Source organism: Pseudomonas simiae (genome assembly GCF_900111895.1).
GTDB classification, from domain to species: Bacteria; Pseudomonadota; Gammaproteobacteria; order Pseudomonadales; family Pseudomonadaceae; genus Aquipseudomonas; species Aquipseudomonas simiae.
In genome coordinates this window covers 250,794-273,864 of the sequence record NZ_FOKB01000005.1, presented here as the reverse complement: position 1 = coordinate 273,864, position 23,071 = coordinate 250,794, and the positions used below count along the sequence as shown (strand labels likewise).

General features: G+C 61.0%; 20 protein-coding genes. 5 read left to right on the top strand and 15 right to left on the bottom strand.

From position 1 onward, the window contains the following. The first annotated feature begins 50 nt into the window (after positions 1-50). Positions 51-428, top strand: a complete 378-nt coding sequence (locus BMZ57_RS17940) for a response regulator (protein ID WP_003217591.1) — start codon at positions 51-53, stop codon at positions 426-428. A gap of 206 nt (positions 429-634) precedes the next feature. Here the strand turns inward: BMZ57_RS17940 and BMZ57_RS17935 are convergent, their stop codons facing one another. The 4 genes from BMZ57_RS17935 to BMZ57_RS17920 form a co-directional block, all read right to left on the bottom strand. After that, entirely contained in the window at positions 635-2,305 is a 1,671-nt protein-coding gene (locus BMZ57_RS17935) for an ATP-binding protein (protein ID WP_038453256.1), read from the bottom strand. Beyond that, a complete protein-coding gene (locus BMZ57_RS17930; protein ID WP_021493131.1) occupies positions 2,305-3,804 on the bottom strand; it encodes an ATPase domain-containing protein in 1,500 nt (499 codons plus the stop codon). Before BMZ57_RS17930 ends, BMZ57_RS17935 begins: the two co-directional genes overlap by 1 nt. Positions 3,805-3,948: 144 nt before the next feature. Next, positions 3,949-5,007, bottom strand: a complete 1,059-nt coding sequence (locus BMZ57_RS17925; RefSeq protein WP_021493132.1) for a tetratricopeptide repeat protein — start codon at positions 5,005-5,007, stop codon at positions 3,949-3,951. Between the two features lie 70 nt (positions 5,008-5,077). Further along, a complete protein-coding gene (locus BMZ57_RS17920) occupies positions 5,078-5,971 on the bottom strand; it encodes a bestrophin family protein (protein WP_010210406.1) in 894 nt (297 codons plus the stop codon). A gap of 200 nt (positions 5,972-6,171) precedes the next feature. On the opposite strand from BMZ57_RS17920, the gene BMZ57_RS17915 reads away from it, so the two are divergent. Genes BMZ57_RS17915 through BMZ57_RS17900 form a run of 4 tightly spaced genes read left to right on the top strand, consistent with a single transcriptional unit; the run spans position 6,172 to position 10,058 of the window. Then, entirely contained in the window at positions 6,172-6,939 is a 768-nt protein-coding gene (locus BMZ57_RS17915; protein WP_010210408.1) for an SDR family NAD(P)-dependent oxidoreductase, read from the top strand. A 12-nt stretch (positions 6,940-6,951) separates the two neighbouring features. Next, positions 6,952-8,136 (top strand): acetyl-CoA C-acyltransferase, encoded by a 1,185-nt coding sequence (locus BMZ57_RS17910; protein WP_021493133.1) that lies wholly within the window; start codon positions 6,952-6,954, stop codon positions 8,134-8,136. A gap of 9 nt (positions 8,137-8,145) precedes the next feature. After that, entirely contained in the window at positions 8,146-9,273 is a 1,128-nt protein-coding gene (locus tag BMZ57_RS17905) for an acyl-CoA dehydrogenase (RefSeq protein ID WP_021493134.1), read from the top strand. Positions 9,274-9,284: 11 nt separating this feature from the next. Next, positions 9,285-10,058, top strand: a complete 774-nt coding sequence (locus BMZ57_RS17900; RefSeq protein ID WP_010210412.1) for an enoyl-CoA hydratase — start codon at positions 9,285-9,287, stop codon at positions 10,056-10,058. A 61-nt stretch (positions 10,059-10,119) separates the two neighbouring features. On the opposite strand, the gene BMZ57_RS17895 is transcribed toward BMZ57_RS17900, so the two are convergent. The 11 genes from BMZ57_RS17895 to arnC form a co-directional block, all read right to left on the bottom strand. Continuing rightward, a complete protein-coding gene (locus BMZ57_RS17895; RefSeq protein ID WP_021493135.1) occupies positions 10,120-11,271 on the bottom strand; it encodes an acyl-CoA dehydrogenase family protein in 1,152 nt (383 codons plus the stop codon). A 3-nt stretch (positions 11,272-11,274) separates the two neighbouring features. Beyond that, entirely contained in the window at positions 11,275-12,378 is a 1,104-nt protein-coding gene (locus BMZ57_RS17890) for an enoyl-CoA hydratase/isomerase family protein (RefSeq protein WP_010210414.1), read from the bottom strand. Positions 12,379-12,519: 141 nt separating this feature from the next. Beyond that, on the bottom strand, positions 12,520-13,230 hold the full coding sequence (locus tag BMZ57_RS17885) for an HPP family protein (protein WP_010210415.1): 711 nt from the start codon (positions 13,228-13,230) through the stop codon (positions 12,520-12,522). A gap of 182 nt (positions 13,231-13,412) precedes the next feature. Then, positions 13,413-15,035 carry an ArnT family glycosyltransferase gene (locus tag BMZ57_RS17880; RefSeq protein WP_010210416.1) on the bottom strand — a complete coding sequence of 541 codons (1,623 nt, stop codon included), beginning with the start codon at positions 15,033-15,035 and terminating at the stop codon, positions 13,413-13,415. 3 nt (positions 15,036-15,038) lie between these two features. Continuing rightward, entirely contained in the window at positions 15,039-16,418 is a 1,380-nt protein-coding gene (locus BMZ57_RS17875; RefSeq protein ID WP_010210417.1) for a UDP-glucose dehydrogenase family protein, read from the bottom strand. Next, positions 16,415-16,816, bottom strand: a complete 402-nt coding sequence (arnF, locus tag BMZ57_RS17870) for a 4-amino-4-deoxy-L-arabinose-phosphoundecaprenol flippase subunit ArnF (protein WP_069673037.1) — start codon at positions 16,814-16,816, stop codon at positions 16,415-16,417. Before arnF ends, BMZ57_RS17875 begins: the two co-directional genes overlap by 4 nt. After that, positions 16,813-17,160: a 4-amino-4-deoxy-L-arabinose-phosphoundecaprenol flippase subunit ArnE gene (arnE, locus tag BMZ57_RS17865; RefSeq protein ID WP_010210422.1), complete on the bottom strand. Its 348-nt coding sequence runs from the start codon at positions 17,158-17,160 to the stop codon at positions 16,813-16,815. The genes arnF and arnE overlap by 4 nt, the downstream gene beginning before the upstream one ends. Further along, a complete protein-coding gene (gene arnT, locus BMZ57_RS17860) occupies positions 17,157-18,812 on the bottom strand; it encodes a lipid IV(A) 4-amino-4-deoxy-L-arabinosyltransferase (RefSeq protein ID WP_069673038.1) in 1,656 nt (551 codons plus the stop codon). The genes arnE and arnT overlap by 4 nt, the downstream gene beginning before the upstream one ends. Continuing rightward, positions 18,809-19,693 (bottom strand): 4-deoxy-4-formamido-L-arabinose-phosphoundecaprenol deformylase, encoded by an 885-nt coding sequence (gene arnD / locus BMZ57_RS17855; protein ID WP_042572391.1) that lies wholly within the window; start codon positions 19,691-19,693, stop codon positions 18,809-18,811. Before arnD ends, arnT begins: the two co-directional genes overlap by 4 nt. Further along, positions 19,693-21,684, bottom strand: a complete 1,992-nt coding sequence (gene arnA / locus BMZ57_RS17850) for a bifunctional UDP-4-amino-4-deoxy-L-arabinose formyltransferase/UDP-glucuronic acid oxidase ArnA (protein WP_069673039.1) — start codon at positions 21,682-21,684, stop codon at positions 19,693-19,695. Before arnA ends, arnD begins: the two co-directional genes overlap by 1 nt. Continuing rightward, positions 21,681-22,715, bottom strand: coding sequence for an undecaprenyl-phosphate 4-deoxy-4-formamido-L-arabinose transferase (gene arnC / locus BMZ57_RS17845; protein ID WP_042572393.1), 1,035 nt, complete (start codon positions 22,713-22,715; stop codon positions 21,681-21,683). Before arnC ends, arnA begins: the two co-directional genes overlap by 4 nt. Positions 22,716-23,071 lie beyond the last annotated feature (356 nt).

The following is a 23,071-nucleotide window of genomic DNA, read 5'->3' as shown; positions in this document are numbered from 1 at the left end:
GCGTGACCCCATGGTCGTAATTGCAGCAACTGACCGGACTAAGGCTTCCCATGAGTGAAGATGCACAAGATGTCGTACTGATCGTCGAGGACGACGAATCCATTATGTTTGTGCTGGGTGAATACCTGGCGGGCCTGGGCTATCGGGTGTTGAAGGCGATCGATGGGGAGCAGGCCTTTGAAATTCTAGCGACCAAGCCGCACTTGGATTTGATGGTGACGGACTACCGTTTGCCGGGCGGGATTTCCGGCGTGCAGATCGCTGAGCCCGCGATCAAGCTGCGACCGGAATTGAAGGTGATTTTCATCAGCGGTTACCCGCAGGAAATCCTCGACTGCAACAGCCCCATCACGCGCAACGCGCCTATCTTGGCCAAGCCGTTTGACCTGGATACGTTGCAGGAACACATACAACGCTTGTTGGCGTGACACGTCCTTGTGGCAATCTGATTAACCGCGTTGAACGCGCCGCCGACGCCATTTACATACGCGTCGAACAGCGGCGCCCGGTGGGTCGATTCCGTTCCAATGCGAACACCCTCTCCGAATTGATCACGTTAAATCGTCGTACGCTGAAAGGTCAGCGTCTGCCTTCGCCCACAGCGGACACTGCTGCTGTCTTTGGCAGCGGGTAATCACGCTCGGATCATTTCCCGCACCTTCGCCGTAAGCAAATCAAAGGTAAACGGCTTGGTGATCAACTGCATTCCCGGGTCCAGGAACCCGCCCCGCACCGCCGCGTGTTCGGCATACCCTGTAATGAATAGCACCTTGAGGTCCGGACGGATCTGCCGGCCGATTTCCGCCAACTGGCGGCCGTTCATACCGGGCAGGCCGACATCGCTGATCATCAGGTCGATACGCTGGTCCGACTCGATGATCGGCACCGCCGTGTCGGCGTCACTGGCCTCAACGAAGGCATAGCCCAGTTCCTTGAGCACCGCACTCACCAGCACACGCACTGCGGGGTCGTCCTCGACAATCAGCACGGTTTCGCCGGCATTGGCAAACGGCGGCAGCGTCGGGTCAGCCGGCAGGTTTGCGGTGATTTCGCCGATAAATCGCGGCAAAAACAGGCTGACGGTGGTGCCTTTGCCCACTTCACTGTGGAGGGTGACGTGTCCGCGCGACTGGCGGGCAAAACCGTAGATCATCGACAACCCCAACCCCGTGCCCTGGCCAATCGGCTTGGTAGTAAAGAACGGATCGAACACCCGGCCCATCACGTTCTCGGGGATACCGCAGCCGGTGTCGCTGACGCTCAGTTCCACGTAGTCGCCCGGCGTCAACGTGCCATAGGCGGCAGTGAATACGTTGTCCAGATGGCGGTTGCTGGTTTCCACCAGCAATTGGCCACCGCCCGGCATGGCGTCTCGCGCATTGATCACCAGGTTGAGCAGGGCACTTTCCAGTTGGTTGGGGTCGGCTTCGGCGGTCCACAACTCACCGGTCAGGCGCATATCCAGCTTGATGCTTTCATTGATGCTGCGTTGCAGCAGTTCGCCCATGGAAACCACCAGTTGGTTGATCTCCACGGGTTTTGAGTCCAACGATTGCCGGCGGGAAAACGCCAGCAAGCGATGGGTGAGCCCTGCTGCACGATTGGCGGAGGTGACACCCAGGTCGATCAGGCTGTCGAGGTCGTCAAGCTTGCCTCGGGACACGCGCCTGCGCAGCAACTCCAGGCTGCCGATGATGCCCGTGAGCATGTTGTTGAAGTCGTGAGCAATGCCGCCGGTCAACTGCCCGACCGCTTCCATCTTTTGAGATTGGCGCAACGCTTCTTCGTTGTGGCGCAGTTGCGCTGTACGTTCCTCTACCTGTTGTTCGAGGGTTTCCAAGGTACGTTGCAGGCGCAACTCGCTTTCGCTCAGGTCGATCAGGCGATCGCGCGCTTCGTATTGTCTTCGCCGACCGCGCAATGCAGTGCTGACCAGGCTGATCAGCGTCACCGGATGGAACGGACGTTCCAGGAATGTCACGTTGCCCAGTAGCCGGCTCAGGTGGCTCGAGCCATTCTGCTCGCTGCCGCCGTGATGGGTCATGAGGACGATGGGCAGGTCCGACCAGGCCGGTTGTCGATGCAGGTAGTCGAGCAACGGTTCCAGGTCAACGCCGCGCAAGGCTTCGGCAGCAATGATCAACAAGCCGCTGCCTTGTGCCAACGCCTCGCACAGGCTGTTCAAGTCGGTGGCGACGATACCGCTGTAGCCGGCCTCGTTGAGCATCATCAGTGCCAACGCGCCGTCGCGCCCCAAGGGCGCGAGGATGATCGCGCGTTCGGAGAGAGGAGAAAGGACCGTCACTAGCCCTCATCCTTGAGCAGGGGAGAACCGGCACCCATGTAAGTTGGAATACCGCGTAACACCCCTTGAAAGTTGTTCAGCGGCTCACCGACCGTCATGCCGCGACTGCCGATGCGGTATTCGCGAATCGTCGACTCATGGGTGCCGGTGCGTTTCTTGATGATCGAAATGGCGCGGCGCACTTCGCCAATGGCTTCGAAATAGCGCAAAAGGATCACGGTGTCGGCCAGGTAGGTAATGTCCACGGGTGCCTGCATATCGCCCACCAGCCCGTGTTGGGCCACCGTCATGAAGGTGGCAGCGCCTCGGCGATTGAGGTACAGCAACAACTCGTGCATATGCAGGATCAGCGCGTTTTCTTCCGGCATTGCCGCCTGGTAACCGTTAATGCTGTCGATCACCACGGTCTTGATGCCCCGTTCGTCCACGCAACGACGTACACGGTGCGAAAACTCACCGGGGGTCAGTTCGGCGGCGTCTACTTGTTCAATGAACAAATTACCGGTGGCCTGCAAGGCGGCAAGGTCGATGCCCATGTTTTTCATGCGCTCGAACAACAGGCCCAACTCTTCATCAAAGATAAACAGCGCGGCCTTCTCGCCCCGCGCCACGGCGGCAGCGGCGAAGATCATCGAGATAAGCGATTTGCCGGTACCCGCAGGCCCCAGGATCAGGCTGCTGGAGCCGGTCTCGATCCCGCCGCCCAGCAACGCATCCAACTCGCGGATGCCGCTGGTGAGGGTCTGGCGGTTGTAGCCGCCACGGTGTTCGGCGGCCACCAGGCGCGGGAACACATGCACACCGCCCTGCATGATGGTGAAGTCATGGAAGCCACCCCGGTATTTCTGGCCACGGTACTTCACCACGCGCACGCGGCGGCGTTCAGCGCCGTAGTTGGGGGTCAGTTCCTCCAGGCGGATCACGCCATGGGCGACGCTGTGCACGGTTTTATCGAGAGACTCGGTGGTCAGGTCGTCGAGCAGCAAGACAGTCGCGTCATAACGCACGAAGTAGTGTTTGATTGCCAGGATCTGCCGGCGGTAGCGCAAGGAGCTTTGCGCCAACAGACGGATCTCGGAGAGGCTGTCGACGACCACGCGGGTTGGCTTGACCCGTTCCACCACCTCGAAAATCTGTCGCGTCGCTTCGCCCAGTTCCAGGTCGGAGGAATACAGCAAGCTCTGCTGGTGCTCGGCGTTGAGCAGACTCTCCGGCGGGGTCAGTTCGAAGATATGAATATTGTCATCGAGGTCCCAACCATGGGACGTGGCGCCCTGGCGCAACTCACGCTCGGTCTCGGACAGGGTGATATATAACGAGGTCTCACCATTTTTCGCGCCGGCCTGCAAAAAATGTAGCGCAACGGTAGTCTTACCGGTACCCGGTTCGCCTTCCAGCAGGAACAGGTGGCTGCGCGACAGGCCGCCGGCAAGAATGTCGTCAAGACCTTCGATGCCGGTAGCGGCTTTTTCACTCAACAGCTCGTTGGATGTAGACAAGGAGTGCCCTCGGTCACGTTCAAATAGAGGCGCGCGCCGGCTCGGCGTGCGCCATATTCACTTGACCGTAGTGGCTTCTGGCGGTTCAACGTTTCGTAGAATTTGTACAACAAGGGCCTGGGTTTACACGTGTTTAACCTGAACCTACAGACCTTGTTGCAGCGCGGGATCATCCGGATTCTGTTGCTCAAGCTGTGCGAGCAGAACCTGGACGTTCTGCAACTGGCCGCTTTCCTTCCAGTAATTGATCAGCAGCACCCGTGCCTTGCGATTGGCAGGGTGACGCTGGACGACTTCTTCCAGTTGCCGCTGGGCCGCCTCCAGTTCCTGCTGGGCATGCAGGGTGGTGGCGAGGTCGTAGCGATAATCCTGATTGTCCGGTTCCAACTCTACGGCTTTAGACAGACCGAGCAGGGCATAGGGCCTCTCGCCGTGGTGCAACAGCCACATGCCCAAGGCGTGCTGCAGGTAGGCCGACTCAGGGTGCGCCGCCAATTGGCGTGCCAATAACTGGCGGGACTCGTCGGTCTTGCCTTGTTTATCCAGTAACTCTATCTGCGCCACAACGGCTTGCAAGTTGTCCGGTTGCAAGCGCATGGCCTGCTCCAGGGCATTTTGCGCTTCCGGCAACAGAGCGCTGTGGATGTACAGGCGCGCCAGTTGAATCCAACCTTCGGCCGTTTCGGGCTGGGCCTTGAGCTTTTTCACGAACTCATCGAGGACCTGCTGCAATGGCCCGAAGTACAGACCCAGCGTGTCAGGTGACAGGCCCAGCAAGGCATTGGCGGCAGCAAATCGAACTGCTTGTTCGGGGTCGTCGAGCACCGGCCCGAGCAACAACGTGCGCTGGCCGGTCGGCACCAGGCCGACAATGCTGTGAATGGCCGCCTCGCGCACCAGGGGCGACTCGCTGGCCAGGTCTTTGTCCGCCAGCTTCAGGGCTTGCGGGCTGGGGTAGTTGGGCAGTTCTGCATGCAACGCAGCACGGCGCTCGGGGGACAGGTCCGGCCGGCCCAGTTGTTGGTACAACACGCGCGCTGCGCCAGGTTCGCCATTACGCGCCTGTTTCAGGGCCTTGGAGTAACCATGGGCAATGGTGGGCGGTACGGCCACCGGGGTGGCACGGGAGAAATACCAAGTGATCAGCACAATCAACAGCAGGGCGCACAGGCCGACGATGGAGTAACGGCGTGACTTTGACATGCAGGCGTCCGAAAGCGTGGGCAGCAAAGCCGTCAGCTTCGGTCAGACCACGGCAGGTGTCAAACCCGCATCAGGTCAACACGTATTCCACCGGTTCCAATGGCAGTGGCAGATCGGTTTCACCAAGGGCGGCCAATACTTCGCGCTCCAGCGTGCGCAGGAGGGCATTGCAGGGCAGATCGTTTTCGTCAAAGCCGAATGGGTCCTCCAGGTCATCACCGATTTCATCGAGGCCGAAAAACGTGTAGCTGACGATGGCAGTGAACACTGGCGTCAACCAACCCAACGGCTCGGCCATGGCAAACGGCAGCAGGATGCAGAACAGGTAAATAGTGCGATGCAGCAACAAGGTATAGGGAAAGGGCAGCGGCGTGCTCTTGATCCGCTCGCAGGACGCCTGCACCTGGCTGAGGCTGACCAGGCGCGCCTCCAACTGTGTGTAGCGCCATTCGCTGATCACGCCTTGTTCAGCCAATGCGCTAAACCGTGCGCCGACCTGTTGCAGCAGGTTGTCGGGCAGGTTGGGATGGTTGGCCTGGAACTGGCTCCACGGCTTAATGGCCTGGGCTTCATCTTCATGCCGCAGCCGTGCAACCAGGCCATGGGCGAAGCCGCACACGCTTCGCAGCAAACCCGCACGTTCGGCCGGATCCCGCAGCACTTGGGTTTCGCGGATCAACGAGCGCACATCGATGATCATCTGCCCCAGCTGCTTGCGACCCTCCCACCAGCGGTCATAGCAGGCGTTGTTGCGAAAGCTCATGAAAATCGACAGCGACAGCCCGAGCAAGGTGAATGGCGTGGCATTGACCTTGGAGAAATACGCCGGATGCAGGGTTTCCACCAGCACGATCACCGAGGCCAGCAAGGTGACTAACAGGCTGCGCAAGGCGATGCGCTTGGCTATTGACCCCTTGAGGGAAAACAGGATGCCCAGGAGGTTGGGTTTGGGTCGGACTATCATTCAGGGGCGGGCTTCTGTGTCGGTGCAGCCCATCAGGTTAGAAGCACGCACTGCGCCCGTCCAATCGATTGAGCTGACGGGCTGATCGGCGGGGTCGATGACTGGCCAAACCAGTCAGGCAGGTTGAGGGCTTTGACCATTGCCGCAGTGGCGCTCTGGGGCGACTATTTCGACGATTCGGACTGTTAAAGAGAATAACAATGCAGATTGAAAACAAGATCTTCCTGGTCAGTGGCGGTGCCTCGGGCCTCGGCGCGGCCACTGCTGAAATGTTGGTAGCGGCAGGTGCCAAGGTGATGCTGGTGGACCTCAACGCCGATGCCGTGGCGGCCAAGGCCCAGCAGCTGGGTGAGAATGCCCGCAGCGCCGTGGCGGACATCAGCCAGGAAGCGGCCGCCGAAGCCGCCGTGCAGGCCACAGTTGCGGCGTTTGGCGGGTTGCATGGGCTGGTGAACTGCGCCGGTGTGGTGCGTGGCGAGAAAATCCTCGGCAAGGACGGCCCTCACGGGCTGGCCAGCTTCGCCCAGGTGATCAACGTCAACCTGATCGGCAGCTTCAACCTGTTACGCCTGGCGGCCGCCGCCATTGCCGAAACCGAGGCGAATGCCGACGGCGAGCGCGGTGTGATCATCAATACCGCCTCCGTCGCCGCGTTTGACGGGCAGATCGGCCAGGCGGCGTATGCTGCGTCCAAGGGCGCCATCGCCAGCCTCACATTGCCTGCCGCGCGAGAACTGGCGCGGTTTGGTATCCGCGTCATGACCATCGCCCCCGGTATCTTTGAAACGCCGATGATGGCCGGCATGACGGAGCAAGTGCGCGAGTCCCTGGCTGCGGGCGTGCCGTTTCCGCCACGCCTGGGCAAACCCGCCGAATACGCCGCGCTGGTGCGGCACATCATCGAGAACAGCATGCTCAATGGCGAGGTGATCCGTCTCGACGGTGCTTTGCGCATGGCGGCCAAATAAGGAGGAGTTCCCATGACCGACCCCATCGTTATTGTCAGCGCCGTGCGCACGCCCATGGGCGGGTTCCAGGGTGATCTCAAGGGCCTGACAGCGCCGCAGCTGGGTTCCGCCGCCATTCGTGCGGCGGTCGAGCGTGCCGGTATCGCCACCGATGCCGTGGATGAAGTGCTGTTCGGCTGCGTACTGCCCGCTGGCCTCGGCCAGGCACCCGCACGCCAGGCGGCGTTGGGCGCGGGCCTGGACAAGGCCACGCGCTGCACCACCCTCAACAAGATGTGCGGCTCGGGCATGGAAGCCGCGATCCTGGCGCATGATTCGCTGCTGGCCGGCAGCGTTGATGTGGTCATCGCCGGTGGCATGGAAAGCATGTCCAACGCACCGTACCTGCTGGACCGCGCCCGCAGCGGCTACCGCATGGGGCACGGCAAGGTGCTCGACCACATGTTCCTTGACGGTTTGGAAGACGCCTACGACAAGGGCCGCCTGATGGGCACCTTTGCCGAGGACTGCGCGCTGCACAACGGCTTCACCCGCGAGGCCCAGGACGCGTTTGCCATCGCGTCCCTGACCCGTGCGCAAGAGGCGATCTCCCATGGCAACTTTGCCGCCGAGATAGTCCCGGTGCAGGTCACCGTAGGCAAAGAGCAGAAAACCATCCTGCATGACGAACAGCCCCCCAAGGCCAAGCTGGACAAGATCAGCAGCCTGAAGCCGGCGTTCCGCGACGGCGGCACAGTGACGGCGGCCAACGCCAGTTCGATTTCCGATGGTGCGGCAGCCTTGCTGCTGATGCGCCAGTCCGAGGCCCAGAAGCGCGGCCTCAAGCCCTTGGCCGTGATTCATGGGCACGCAGCGTTTGCTGATGAACCGGGATTATTCCCGGTGGCGCCGGTGGGCGCTATCCGCAAGTTGATGACCAAGACCGGCTGGAACGTGGGTGAAGTCGATCTGTTCGAGATCAACGAAGCCTTTGCCGTGGTCAGCCTGGTGACCATGAGCAAGCTGGACATCCCCCACGCCAAGGTCAATATCCACGGCGGCGCCTGTGCCCTGGGGCATCCGATCGGTGCATCGGGTGCGCGGATCCTGGTGACGCTGCTCTCGGCCTTGCGACAGAACGGCCTCAAGCGTGGCGTTGCAGCCATTTGCATCGGCGGTGGTGAAGCCACGGCCATGGCCGTCGAATGCCTGTACTAAGGACTGACCATGTTGCCCAATGAAGAACAACTGCAAATCAGCGACGCGGCCCGGCAATTTGCCCAGGAACGCCTGAAACCCTTTGCCGCCGAATGGGACCGCGAGCACCGCTTTCCCAAGGAAGCCATCGGTGAAATGGCCGAGCTGGGTTTCTTCGGCATGCTGGTGCCGGAACAGTGGGGCGGTTGCGACACCGGCTACCTGGCCTACGCCATGGCCCTGGAAGAAATCGCTGCGGGTGACGGCGCCTGCTCCACCATTATGAGCGTGCACAACTCGGTCGGTTGCGTGCCGATCCTGAAGTTCGGTAACGACCAGCAGAAAGAGCAGTTCCTCAAGCCCCTGGCCAGCGGCGCTATGCTCGGCGCCTTTGCGCTCACCGAACCCCAGGCAGGTTCCGACGCCAGTAGTTTGAAAACCCGTGCGCGTCTGGAAGGTGACCATTACGTACTGAATGGCTGCAAACAGTTCATCACCTCCGGGCAGAACGCCGGGGTGGTGATTGTGTTCGCCGTGACTGACCCGGCGGCGGGCAAACGGGGGATCAGCGCGTTTATCGTGCCGACCGATTCGCCGGGCTACAGCGTGGCACGGGTCGAAGACAAGCTCGGGCAGCATGCGTCCGACACCTGCCAGATCCTGTTCGAGGACGTAAAGGTGCCGGTCGCCAACCGCCTAGGGGAAGAGGGCGAAGGCTACAAGATTGCCCTGGCCAACCTTGAGGGCGGCCGCGTCGGCATCGCCTCGCAAGCGGTGGGCATGGCCCGCGCCGCCTTTGAAGCGGCCCGCGACTATGCCCGCGAGCGTGAAAGCTTCGGCAAGCCGATCATTGAACATCAGGCCGTGGCCTTCCGCCTGGCGGACATGGCCACGCAAATTGCGGTCGCCCGGCAGATGGTGCATTACGCGGCCGCGCTGCGTGACAGCGGCAAGCCGGCCCTGGTGGAAGCCTCGATGGCCAAGCTGTTCGCCTCGGAAATGGCCGAGAAAGTCTGTTCGGCCGCCTTGCAAACCCTGGGCGGTTACGGTTACCTGAGCGACTTCCCGCTGGAGCGGATCTACCGCGACGTGCGGGTCTGCCAGATTTACGAAGGCACCAGCGATATCCAGCGCATGGTCATCTCACGCAACCTCTAAGGAGCCGATACATGAGTTACGAAACCATTTTGCTCGAAGTCCAAGGCCGCGTTGGGCTGATTACCCTCAATCGCCCGCAAGCCTTGAACGCCCTGAACGCGCAGCTGGTCAGTGAATTGAACCAGGCGCTGGATGGCCTGGAAGCCGACCCGCAAATCGGCTGCATTGTGCTGACCGGTTCCAGGAAGGCCTTCGCCGCCGGTGCCGATATCAAGGAAATGGCCGAGCTGACCTACCCGCAGATCTATCTTGACGACCTGTTCAGCGACAGCGACCGCGTCGCCAACCGCCGTAAGCCGATCATTGCCGCGGTGAACGGTTTTGCCTTGGGCGGGGGCTGTGAGCTGGCGTTGATGTGCGACTTCATCCTGGCAGGCGATGGTGCCAAGTTCGGTCAGCCGGAAATCAACCTGGGCGTACTGCCGGGCATGGGTGGCACCCAGCGCCTGACCCGCGCGGTGGGCAAGGCCAAGGCCATGGAAATGTGCCTGACCGGGCGTTTTATCGACGCGGTGGAAGCCGAACGCTGCGGGATTGTCGCGCGCATCGTGCCGGCGGATGAGCTGTTGGAAGAGGCGCTGAAAGTCGCCACTTTGATTGCTGGCAAGTCAGTGCCTATCAGCATGATGGTCAAGGAAAGCGTGAACCGCGCGTTTGAAGTGAGCCTGTCGGAAGGCGTGCGGTTTGAGCGCCGGGTGTTCCATGCAGCATTTGCAACGCAGGATCAGAAGGAAGGCATGGCGGCGTTTGTGGCCAAGCGAGCACCGGACTTTAAAGACAGATAACCCGGTCTCCCACCTGCCACAAACCTGTAGGAGCTGGCAAGCCGGCTCCTACAGGTCGGGTTTACAGTTGGTAGTGCTTGAGCTCCCTGGCAATCACCATCCGCTGAATCTCGCTGGTCCCCTCGTAAATCTGCGTGATCCGCGCATCCCGGTAGTAACGCTCCACCGGATAATCCTCCAAATACCCATAGCCGCCATGAATCTGCATGGCTGACGAGCAGACCTTCTCCGCCATTTCCGAGGCAAACAGCTTGGCCTGGGAGGCTTCCGACAGGCACGGTTTGCCGGCACTGCGCAGTCGCGCAGCGTGCAGGATCAGCAAGCGGGCGGCATTGAGCTGGGTTTGCATGTCGGCCAACAGGTTGGCCACGCTCTGGTGCTCGATGATTGCTTTGTCGAACTGCACGCGATCACGGGCGTAAGCCAACGCCGCCTCAAACGCCGCCCGGGCGATTCCCAGTGCCTGGGCGGCAATGCCGATGCGTCCGCCTTCTAGGTTGGACAGGGCGATCGCCAGGCCTTTGCCACGCTCACCCAGCAGGTTGGCTTCGGGCACTGTGCATTGGTTGAGGGTGACGGCGCAGGTGTCAGAAGCGCGAATGCCCATTTTGTGTTCGGTGCGGTCCACCACGAAGCCTGGTGTTGCGGTGGGCACCAGGAACGCCGAGATGCCTTTCTTGCCCAGTTCAGGGTCGGTGATGGCAAACACGATCGCCACTTTGGCGCGCTTGCCATTGCTGACGAATTGCTTGGCGCCTGTGATCACCCAGTGACCGTCGCGCAGTTCTGCTCGGGTGCGCAGGTTGTGGGCTTCGGAACCGGCCTGGGGCTCGGTCAGGCAAAAGCAGCCAATCGCTTGGCCGCTGGCGAGGTCAGCCAGCCAAGTCTGCTTCTGCGACTCTGTGCCGTAATTGAGGATTGGCCCGCAACCCACTGAATTATGGATACTCATCAGCGCACCGGTGGCGCCGTCGCCAGCGGAGATCTCTTCCACGGCGAGGGCGTAGGCGACGTAATCGACATAGGTGCCGCCCCATTCTTCCGGCACTACCATGCCCAGCAGGCCCAGTTCGCCCATCTTGGCGACCAGGGCATCGTCGATCCAGCCAGCTTTTTCCCAGGCTTGGGCGTAGGGCGCGATTTCACCACGGGCAAAGTCGCGTGCCATGTCGCGGATCATCACCTGTTCTTCAGTATATTCAATATCTTGCATGACTTAGTTCGCAACCTTCTTGAAGTTATGAAAGAAGCTTTCTACATGGCTGAGGGCCAGTCCGTGCAGAGTCGGTGGGTTCCAGCGCGGGGCCTTGTCCTTGTCGATGATCAGCGCACGCACGCCCTCGATCAGGTCGCCGCGTTCGAACCATTGGCGGTCCAGGTGCAGCTCCAGGGCAAAACATTGCTCAAGGGGCAGGCGACGCCCGCGGCGTAGCATTTCAAGGGTGACGGCCATGGCCAGGGGTGAGCGGGTCTGCATCAGGTGGGCGGTGGTCAGGGCCCATTCGTGGCTGTCGGCCACGGTGACTTGTTGCAGTTGTTCAACAATGCTCGGCACATCCGGCAACGCGAAGAAGTGGTCAATGGCGGGGCGCAAGACGGCCAGGGGCGCGTCGGGGAGTTGCTGCACCGCCAGTTTGGCGAGCACACCTTGCAGGTCCTTGAGTGGCGAGTCGTGCCATTGCAGGCGGTCAAGCTTATTGTCCAGGTCGGCAAGCTTGCTGCTCTCAAGATACCAATCCGCCAGCCCGCAGTAGAGCGCATCGGCCGCACGGATCTGCACCCCGGTAACCCCCAGGTAAATCCCCAGCTCACCCGGAATACGCGGCAGGAAGTAGCTGCCGCCCACATCAGGAAAGTAACCGATGGCCACTTCCGGCATTGCCAGGCGGCTGCGCTCGGTGACGACGCGCAAGTCGGCGCCTTGCACCAGGCCCATGCCGCCCCCCAGGACAAACCCGTCCATGAGTGCCAGGACCGGTTTGCGGTAATGGTGGATGGCCAGGTCCAGTGCGTATTCCTCGACGAAGAAGTCCTGGTGCAGGGTGTCGCCATTCTTGAAGCTGTCGTAAAGCGAACGGATGTCGCCGCCGGCACAGAAGGCTTTTTCACCGGCGCCGCGCAGGACCACGGCGTACACCTGCGGGTCATCGGCCCAGGCTTTTAGCTGGGACGCCAGCCTGCGCACCATGTTCAGGGTAATGGCGTTCAAGCCGGCGGGGCGATTGAGGGTGAGGTGGCCGATATGGTTACGGACCTCGGCGAGGACTTCGTCCTGAAGTGTTTCTGCGTGGCTTGCCTCGGATGAAACCTGAGCAGTCATCGATAACTCCCTGCTTTTATTGTTCTTTATCAAGATGTTCGCGGACGAACCATCTCGCGATCGTACCAGTGCAAATTTGCCCAGTACAACCGTCAATCATGCAGGTTGTTTTTGCATTTATGCAGTGAATGGATGAGTGCCTCACGGCACCCGACTGGCCAGTACCTCACCGATGCTGCGGCGTCGGGCGTGGGTTTCTGCGGCGTGGATCAACGCTTCCAGCTCCGTGGGCTCTACATCGTAGAATTGTTCCATTTCGGACAGCGCCAGCTTCAGATCGTCGGCAGTAATCGCTGGGTCTCGAGCGGCCTTGGGGTTGCCCAAGATAGGCGCGGGTGTTTCAACGGCGCCTTTTGGGTAGCGCGTGCGTGTCGCGTTGTTGTAAACCAGCGCGCAGGCCAGCAAGGCGCCGGCACCGAGCAGCACGGCGCCCAATTCATACCAGCCCAGGGCGGCGGAAGCCGGGTCCGCCAACACCAGTGTCATCGCCAATCCGCCGGCTGGCGGATGCAGGCAACGCAGCCAGCACATCAGCACCACCGTCATGCCGGCCGCCAGGCAGGCGCCGCCCAGGGAGGGACCCAGGACGCGGGCCACCAGCAACGCAATCACGCCCGCGCACAGGTAGCTGCCAATGATCGACCAGGGTTGCGCCAGTGCACCGGACGACACGGCGAACAACAACACCGCCGAGGCGCCGAGGGGGCCGAGCAGGTGCAACGCCACCTCCATGCCAAACACTTGGGCACACAGCCAGACGCTGAGGAGGGTGCCCAAGGCCATGCCGATGGCGGCACGGCTCCATTCAGTGGGGCGGGTGTTGATAGCAGCGGGGAACCAGCGAGCGAACATTGAAGGGGGTCCATAAACAGCGGGCAAAAAAAAGGCTTGTCTGGTTGCCCGGAAAAGCCCTTTGAAGGTTCCAACATTTGGGGGAAGGAACCCGTGCAGTGTGCCCACCTTGGAAGAACCGCGCCAATGCATATTGATGCAGGTTGAGTGCAAAAATAATGAATTGAAGGCCGGCGCAGTCTTTAAGGTTGCGGCGGTTTGGCCAAGTGCAGCAGTACGTAAGGGTTGCGGTCAAACTCACCGACCAGGGTGGGCGTGATGCTGCGAAAGCGCGGGTCCTGCAAGCCTTCGTAATCCGCTTGACTCATCACCAGCCAGGCTGGCGCCTGGATGGGCTTCAGCTCGGCCGCTTGCTGAGTGAATAACGGTACTTGGTCGCAGTCGAGGTTGACCATGTATTTGATCGCCTTGGCGTCTTTGCCCAGGCCGTGCAACACCACGGGAGCACGCTGCTGCATCACCTGTTCATGCACCTGCAGGGTAAAGGTGCGTGTGTCATAGACACTGCGTTCCAGCGGTTCGACCACCAGGATATAAGTGGCCCATACCGCCAGTACCGCGGCAAAAGCCGGTCCGACCTGGCGCAGTTGCGACTTGAACAGCGCCAGCAGCGCCACTCCCTGCAGCCCCCCAAGCACGCCGTACACCCAGCCCAAATGACTCAAATGTTCCGGGTAGCGCGGCCGCGCGAAGAGCAATCCGGCGATCAACAGCGTCGGCAACAACGTCCAGATGCCCAGCATCAACCCACGCAACCAGGCAAACAACCGCCCGTGCGCCACTTGGAACGGATACGCCGCAATCATCGCCGCCATGGGCAACATCGGCAGTACATACCGCGCCTTTTTCGCCTGTGGGATCGACAAGCCCAGCATCACCAGCAAGCCTGCGGCAGCGCAGTACCACACCAACTGCAAGGCCGGCCCCGGCGCCCGGCGCCCGCTGATCACCATGGCCAGCAGCACAAGCACGGCCATCGGATACGCCAGGGCATAGTTGCCCAGGGAACTGGTGAAGTAATACAGCACGCCGCTGGAACCTTCGCTGCCATCCATGCGCCCGAGGAACTGCATGCGAATCACGTCCTGCATGAAGCGCTCGCCGCCACTCAGCTTGGCCATCAACAACAGCAAGCCGACACAGGCCACCAGCAACGCCAGCGCAAGCAATCCGAAGCTGAACAGTGGGCGCCATTGGCGGTTGATCAGGTAATAGCTGCACAACACGCCAGTGGGAACGACCAGCCCAATCGGCCCACGCACTGCAAAGCCGACAATCAGCAGCAGGTACAGCCAATGCAGGCGCTTACCTGCACCGAAGTGGTCGTGGGCGTACCCCAGATAGAACACCGCCAGGGCGATTGCGGCCAACATCTGGTCGAGGGACACCGCGCGGGTTTCGCTGATGAAGCTGCTGCTCAGCAACAGCATCGCAATGCTCAACAGTCCCCAGCGCTGGGAGTAAGGGGCCGTCAGGCGATACACCAGGGTGACGATCAACGCCGAGGCAATGGCCGTAGGCAGCCAGGCGGTAAAGCGGGTGACCTCGCCAAACGGCAAAGACACCAGCCACGTCATCAACGTCGAGGTAGCCAGGTAATCCGCGTAAGGCTGGCCATAGGTGGTCGGAAAGAAACCGGGCCCATGACGCAGCATCTCCTGGGCAAACAGCACGAAGCGTGAGTCGAAGCCGATGATTGCCTGATGCCAGTTGCCGGCGATGAACAGCAGCAACGCCAGCAATCCCAAGCCGAGGGATTGACGGCGGATCGCGGGGCTTAACAGGGACGGTTGGGCAGTGTTCACGTCTTAGGCTTCCACGACCTGCGGCAACCATTGCTGCTGCGGAATCGGCAACTGGCAGGAGTCGCCACGGCCGATCGGGTAGTACTGGAAGCCTTTGCGCGCCAGGCGCTCGCCGTCATAGAGGTTGCGGCCGTCGAAGATCACCGGGGTTTTCAGGCGCTGGTGGATCAGGTCGAAGTCCGGCGCCTTGAACTGCTGCCATTCAGTGCAGACGATCAGCGCGTCGGCGCCGCCCAGGGTGGATTCCGGGGTACCCATCAGCATCAGCCGTGGATCGTCGCCATAGATGCGCTGGGTTTCCTGCATGGCTTCCGGATCGAAAGCACGCACGTTGGCGCCAGCCGCCCACAAGGCTTCCATCAACACCCGGCTGGGCGCGTCACGCATGTCGTCGGTGTTCGGCTTGAACGCCAGGCCCCACAGGGCAAAGGTCTTGCCGCGCAGGTTGCCCTTGAAGAATGCATTGATGCGTTCGAATAATTTGCTCTTCTGGCGCTGGTTGATGGCTTCCACGGCTTCCAGCAGGTCGCTGGAGCAGTTGGCTTGCTTGGCGCTGTGGATCAGGGCGCGCATGTCCTTGGGGAAGCACGACCCCCCATAGCCGCAGCCGGGGTAGATGAAGTGGTAACCGATGCGCGAGTCGGCACCGATGCCAAGGCGCACGGCTTCGATGTCTGCGCCCAGGTGCTCGGCCAGCTCGGCGATCTGGTTGATGAAGCTGATCTTGGTGGCCAACATGCAGTTGGCGGCGTATTTGGTCAGCTCGGCGCTGCGCAGGTCCATGAAAATGATGCGGTCATGGTTGCGATTGAAAGGAGCGTACAGGTCGCGCATCACCTCGCGCACGTCTTCGCGCTCGCAGCCGATGATGATACGGTCCGGGCGGCGGCAGTCGGCCACGGCCGAGCCTTCCTTGAGGAATTCCGGGTTGGAGACGATATCGAACTCCAGGTGCCGACCGGCCAAGTGCAGGGCTTTTTCGATATGCGCACGCAGGGTGTCGCCAGTACCGACGGGCACGGTGGATTTTTCCACCAGGATCACCGGTTCCTTGCGATGACGGGCCACGGCATCGCCCACCGACAGCACGTACTTCAAGTCCGCCGAACCGTCTTCGTCCGACGGCGTGCCCACGGCGATAAACAGCACTTCGCCATGCTCGACCGCGAGTTTCTCGTCATGGGTAAAGTGCAGCCGCCCGCTTTCCAGGTTTTCCTTGACCATCGCCGCCAGCCCCGGCTCGAAGATCGTCACATGGCCCTTCTGCAAAGACTCGACCTTGTTCTTGTCAACGTCCATGCAGATGACATCGTGACCGACTTCGGCCAACACAGTGGCCTGCACCAGACCGACGTAACCACTACCAAATACACTGATTTTCATGGGGCATTCCTGGGACTTGTAGCGCTAGCACGACGAGAGTTGATAACCAGCACACCGAGGATGACCAAAGCCACCCCCAGGGTTTTTGAAATGGAGAAGTCTTCGTTGAACACCGGCAGGCTGGCCGCCAGCAGGTACACCAGGGCGTAGCTGATGCTCAACAGTGAATAGGCACGGCCCAGTGGCAGGTGCTTGAGCGCGCCGAGCCAGCAGAGCATCGACAGCGCGTAGGCCAGAATCGCCAGGAGCACCACGCCGAGGGCGTCGAGATTAATCTGGACGCTCAGCCACTGGTTGGGCAGCGGCAAGCGCGTCATGCTCCAGCGCATGCCCAATTGGGCGGCGCTGACCAGGCCGACACTGCCCAGGGCCAGGGCAAACCCTTGAACCCGGCTCATACGTGACGCCCCAGCAGCACGACACCGCCGATCACCAGCGCCACGCCCAACCAGTGACGGCCGTCGATGGGCTCATCAAAGACAAACCGCGCCACCAGTGTGACCAGCACGAAATTCAGGCTGAGCATGGGGTAGGCAATGCCCACCTCAAGGCGCTGCAACACCAGCAGCCACACCAACAGGCCCAGACCCAGGCACATCAGCGCCGACCACAACCACGGCGAACGCAGTTTCAGTGCCCAGCCGTCCGGCAGGTCACGCCAGCTTTCCACGGCGAATTTCTGCGACACCTGGCCCATGCAGGTCAGCAGGCACGCGGCCACTAACAGCAGCAAGGTGATCACGGCGTCACCTGCGGGAAGATCAGGATCACTATATTGCCTTGCTCATAGCGCTGGCCGTCGCTGGGCAACAAAGCGATTTCGGCTCGCTCATCGTCACCTTTGACGCGCATCACCACACCGACCGTGCCTTTTTTACGCGCATCGCTCATCCACTGCTGAACCTGAGGCATATCCACCTTGTGATGCCCGGCATCCGGGTAGGCGAGGCCGTATTTGACTTCACCGACGGTGTTGTAGAGCGTCACGTCCGGCCGTGCCAGGCGCCACGACAAGGCCGATGCGGCGCCGAGGTCATTGCTCAACAGTGCAGTGGCCGGTTGCAGTTCCTGCAGGTGATCGATGATGAATTGGTCGGGGGTCTTGTTGTAAACCACTGAGTGCGGCAGCGCGGCTGGCAACAGGGCGACCATCAGCCAGCTGCCAAGCACTGGCATCGCCCACAAGCGAAGCGGCTGTGCGGCCTGCAGCAGGTTGACCAGGATCCAGCCGAACAGGAATGTGAACACCAGTACCAGGCTGAGTGTTTCCTGACCGTGTTCATACACCGGTTTTTTCAGTTGGAACCAGCTCAGCGCCAGCAGCATCACCACGCCGATGATCAGGTTCAACCAGCCATTGATACGCACTGCGCGGTAACGACCCTGGGCCAGTTTGTCGGCCAGGGTGCTTCCCATCAGCAACGCCAAGGGCAGCAGGCACGGCATGATGTAGGAGGGCAGCTTGCCCTTGGCCAGGCTGAAGAACGCCAGGGGCATCAGCAGCCACAGCAACACAAAGCCGACTTTTGCGCTGCGTTTGTCCTGCCATGCCTGTTTAAGGGTGGACGGCAACAACGCCACCCATGGCAGGCAGAACGCAACCAGCAACGGCAGGTAATACCAGAACGGCTCGGCATGCTGGGCGTCGTCACCGGCAAAGCGCTGGATATGCTCGTGCCAGAAGAAGAAGTGCCAGTAGTCGGGCTCTTGCAGGTGCACAGCCAGCGCCCACGGCAAGCTGATGACAATCGCCACCACCACCGCCACCAGGCCGTAACCGAGCAGCTCGCGGAAACGCTGTTGCCAGATCGCATAGGGCAGGGCGATCAACACCGGGAGCAGCCACGCCAGAAAGCCCTTGGTCATGAAACCCATGCCGCAGGCAAACCCCAACAGCGCCCAGGCGCCGAGTCGTCCATTGCGGGTCGTGCTGTCAAAGCAAAACCACAAGGCCACGCCCGTCAGGTTCACCCAGAACGTGAACTGCGGATCGAGGTTGGCATAACCGCCCAGGGCCGCCACGCTGACAAAACTCATGTACAGCACAGTGCTGATCAGGCTCTTCTGCGGGTCATTCCACAACCGGCGTGACACCAGGTACACCAGCAGGATGCTCAATCCGGTGCTCAACGCCGACGCAAACCGCACGCCGAACAGGTTCTGCCCGAAGATCGCCTGGCCCAGCGCGATCATCCAGTAACCGGCCGCCGGTTTCTCGAAGTAACGGATACCCATGAAGTGCGGCGACGCCCATTTTCCGGTCAGCAGCATTTCCTGGCTGATTTGCGCATAACGGGTTTCATCCGGAATCCACAGGCCGTGGGTGGCCAGCGGCAGCAGGTAAAACACGCCAAACGCCAGCAGGAGCAGGGGCAGGGCCCAACGGCGAATCATGCCTGCTGCACTCCAAGCCAACCCTCGCGACCGGGCAAGGCGCCGCGCACCAGCTGTTGCTGGGGCAGGGTGGTCAGGTCCGCCGGCAACAACTCGCCCAACGGTTTGAAATCGATGCCGCGCTGCCCTGCCTGGGCGAGCAACTGGCGGAATTCATTGGCCATCAGAATCCCTTCTACCTCTGCGTGGATCGTGTAGACGTTGAGCTTCGACTCGGCAAAGCGGTCGAGGATGAACGTATTGAAGTCCTTGGCAGCCACTACCGGCCCGACGACTTCGTCGAAGGTCGGTAGGTCCACCGGAATCTGTGGGGTGCCCGCACTGCCATCGGCCAGGGTGGGACGAAACAGGCTAGTGCCGCGGCAATCGCTGTTGTAGCGAAAGTTGAACCCTTGCTTGGCTTGCACCACGCGTTCATCGGCGCGCCAACCGGCGGCCGCTGAACAGTCAATGCGCTCACCAAGGATGTCGCTCAGGCTCTCCACGCCGCGTCGAATTTGCTCGACCAACTGCGCTTCGCTCCAGCGCCCGGTGTTGGCCTGCCAGCCGTGGTGATCCCAGGCGTGCAGGCCGACCTCATGCCCGGCCGCCTTGGCTTGGCGCATCAGGTGCCCCAGGTCGCGACCGATCGGCTTGCCTGGCCAGGCTGTACCAGCCAGCAGGATATCCAGGCCATACAGCCCGACGGCGTTGGAACGCAGCATCTTCCACAGGAACTGCGGCCGGATGAGGCGCCACAGGTGGCGCCCCATGTTGTCCGGCCCGACACTGAAGAAAAACGTCGCTTTTACCGAGGCTTCGTCCAGGGATTCGAGCAACCGTGGCACACCTTCACGGGTGCCGCGGTAGGTGTCGACGTCGATGCGAAGACCTGCATCCATTACTTTTTGTCCGCGATTTCGAGCATCGCTTCACGCAGGAAGAAATCCAGCGTGTTGCCGATGGTTTCACTCATCTCTACGGTCGGCTCCCAGTTCAGCAGACGCTTGGCGTTTTCGATGCTTGGCTTGCGATGTGCCACGTCCTGGTAACCGGTGCCGTAGAACGCCTTGCTTTCCACGTCACGGAAACCGGCGAACGGCGGGAAGTTGCCACGCAGCGGGTGCGCTTCGAACTGGCGCAGCAGCTCTTCGCCCAATTGGCGGATGCTGGCTTCGTTTTCCGGGTTGCCGATGTTGATGATCTGGCCGTTGCACGCGTCGTTGTCGTTATCAATGATGCGCGCCAGGGCTTCGATACCGTCGGCGATGTCAGTGAAGCAACGTTTCTGCTCACCACCGTCGAACAGACGGATCGGCGTACCTTCCACCAGGTTCAGGATCAGTTGGGTGATCGCACGGGAGCTGCCGATGCGCGCGGAGTCCAGGCGGTCGAGACGCGGGCCCATCCAGTTGAACGGACGGAACAGGGTGAAGTTCAGGCCCTTGGCGCCGTAGGCCCAGATCACGCGGTCGAGCAGTTGTTTGGAGACCGAGTAGATCCAGCGTTGCTTGTTGACCGGGCCGACCACCAGGTTGGAGGTGTCTTCATCGAAGTACTGGTCCTGGCACATGCCATAGACTTCGGAGGTCGACGGGAAGATCACGCGCTTGTTGTACTTGACGCAATAGCGCACCAGCTTGAGGTTTTCCTCGAAGTCCAGCTCGAACACGCGCAGCGGGTTGCGGGTGTATTCGATCGGCGTGGCGATGGCTACCAACGGCAGGACCACGTCGCACTTCTTGATGTGGTACTCGATCCACTCGGTGTGGATGCTGATGTCGCCTTCCACGTAATGGAAGTTCGGGTGGCTGCGCAGGCGCTCGATGGCGTCGGAGCCGATGTCCAGGCCATAGACTTCGTAACGGTCGTCACGCAGCAGACGCTCGGACAGGTGGTTACCGATAAAGCCATTCACGCCCAGGATCAGCACACGGGTACGCCGTGTCTTGCGGCCGGACTCGGCGCCGCGCAGCACGGAACCGTCCACCAGGCCCAATTCGTTGGCCAGGGAAGGACCGGCCAGGTACAGGCCGTTGTCATTGCGTTGGCCGAACTTGATCACCAGGGAGTCTTCACCGCAGGCAATGCGCAGCGGGTTGACGCTGATCACGCGGCCCGGCGCCTGGCCATCGTTGCCCTTGACCACTTCGGCTTGCCACACGATCAGCTTGTGCTCGCCGACCGCGCAGAAAGCGCCCGGATACGGTTGAGTCACGGCGCGAACCAGGTTGAACAATGCTTCAGCCGGTTTTTTCCATTCCAGCTTGCCATCGGCGGCGGTGCGGCGACCGAAGTAAGTGGCCTGGCTTTCGTCCTGGGCGGTCTCCGCCAGCTTGCCTTGAGCCAGTTGCGGCAGGGCGTCACGCAGCAGGTTGCTGGCGGCGTCGCGCAGTTTGGCGTGCAGGGTCAGGCCGGTATCAGTGCGATCGATCACGACTTTCTGTTGGGCCATGATCGCGCCGGCATCGGCACGCTTGACCATGCGGTGCAGGGTTACGCCGGTTTCGCTTTCGCCATTGACCAGCACCCAGTTGGCCGGGGCGCGGCCACGGTATTTGGGCAGCAGCGAGCCGTGAAGATTGAATGCGCCGTTGCGTGCGGTTGCCAGCAATGGCTCGCTCAGCAGGTTGCGGTAGTAGAACGAGAAAATGTAGTCCGGGTTCAGCTTGGCGATGCGCTCGACCCACAGCGGGTGGTTCGCGTCTTCCGGAGCGTGCACTGGAATACCGTTGCGTGCGCACAGTTGAGCAACGGAACCGTAGAAGTTGTTTTCCTTCGGGTCGTCGGCATGGGTGAATACAGCAGCAATTTCGTAACCCGTGTTGAGCAGCGCTTCAAGGCCTGCACAACCAATGTCGTGGTACGCGAATACAACAGCTTTTGAACTCATGATTGGACCTGATCAGCAGAAGAAGTAGAAGTATGGGAAGACACCAGGCCGTCAACGACGACCACGGGAGCCGGTGCTGCCGGTTGGTTGCGCAGCACCTTTTCGATAAAGAAGCGCGGACGGGCGCGCACATCGCTGTACATGCGGCCCAGGTATTCACCCAAGAGGCCCATGCCGATGAACTGGCCACCGGTGAACACGAACAGCACGGCGAACAGTACGAACAAGCCATCACCGGCCCAGTCGGCACCAAAGGCCAGGCGCATGACGATCAACGCCAGGGCAAACAGCATGCCGAGCGCCGCCAGGCTGAAGCCGACGATGGACAGCAGGCGCAGCGGGGTGGTGGTCATGCAGGTCAGCAAGTCGAACATCAGGCTGATCAGGCGCATGGCGCTGTATTTGGATTCGCCATGTTCACGCTCGGCGTGGTGCACCAGGATCTCGGTGGTGTGGCGGGCAAAGCCGTTGGCCAGGATCGGGATAAAGGTGCTGCGCTCGCGGCAGGCCAGCATCGCGTCGACAATGGTGCGGCGGTAGGCGCGCAACATGCAGCCGTAATCGGTCATGGCCACGCCGGTGGAGCGCTGCACGGCCAGGTTGATCAAGCGCGAAGGCCAGCGGCGGAAGGCCGAGTCCTGGCGATTATTGCGTACGGTCGCAACCACGTCGTAACCGAGGGCGGCTTGGTCCACCAGGCGCGGGATTTCTTCGGGCGGGTTTTGCAGGTCGGCGTCAAGGGTGATTACCACCTCGCCCCGGCACTGCTCGAAACCGGCCATGATCGCCGCATGCTGGCCGTAGTTGCGGTTGAGGATCACCGCCACCACGTTGCTGCCGTCTTCAGCCGCAGCGTCTTCCAGCAGTTGGGCCGAATTGTCGCGGCTACCGTCATCCACCAGGATGATTTCGTATTCGTAGGCCAGCTGCTTGCAGGCCGCAGTGGTGCGACGCAGCAATTCAGGCAGGCTCTCTTGTTCGTTGTAGACCGGGATAACGATCGACACGCAATGAATAGGGTAGGGTTTCAAAGATTCATGACCTCGGGGTTAGAGCATCTTGGAGCGTGGAAACAGCAGCAATCATTGGGGCGAACGTCCAGGCCGCAGGTTAAGAAACGGCACCAAAGGTGAAGCGTAATCAATAGGTTAGACGATATAGCGCGGCTTGCCGTGAAGTACTGTGTTTAAGATTAAGCGTAAAAATGTGGAACAGATATGAAAGGCGGATGAAAAACTCGTTTATTTGACAGGTAGACAGCTAGGGTTCAGCTAAGCAACTAACGGGCTGTCGACTTTAGTTAGTGGGCGAAATAAGAACTGTTTGTAGGACGTTTGGTTCAACTTGAGCGCCTACGCTCAGCCAACGAATTTTAGTGAAGAATCTT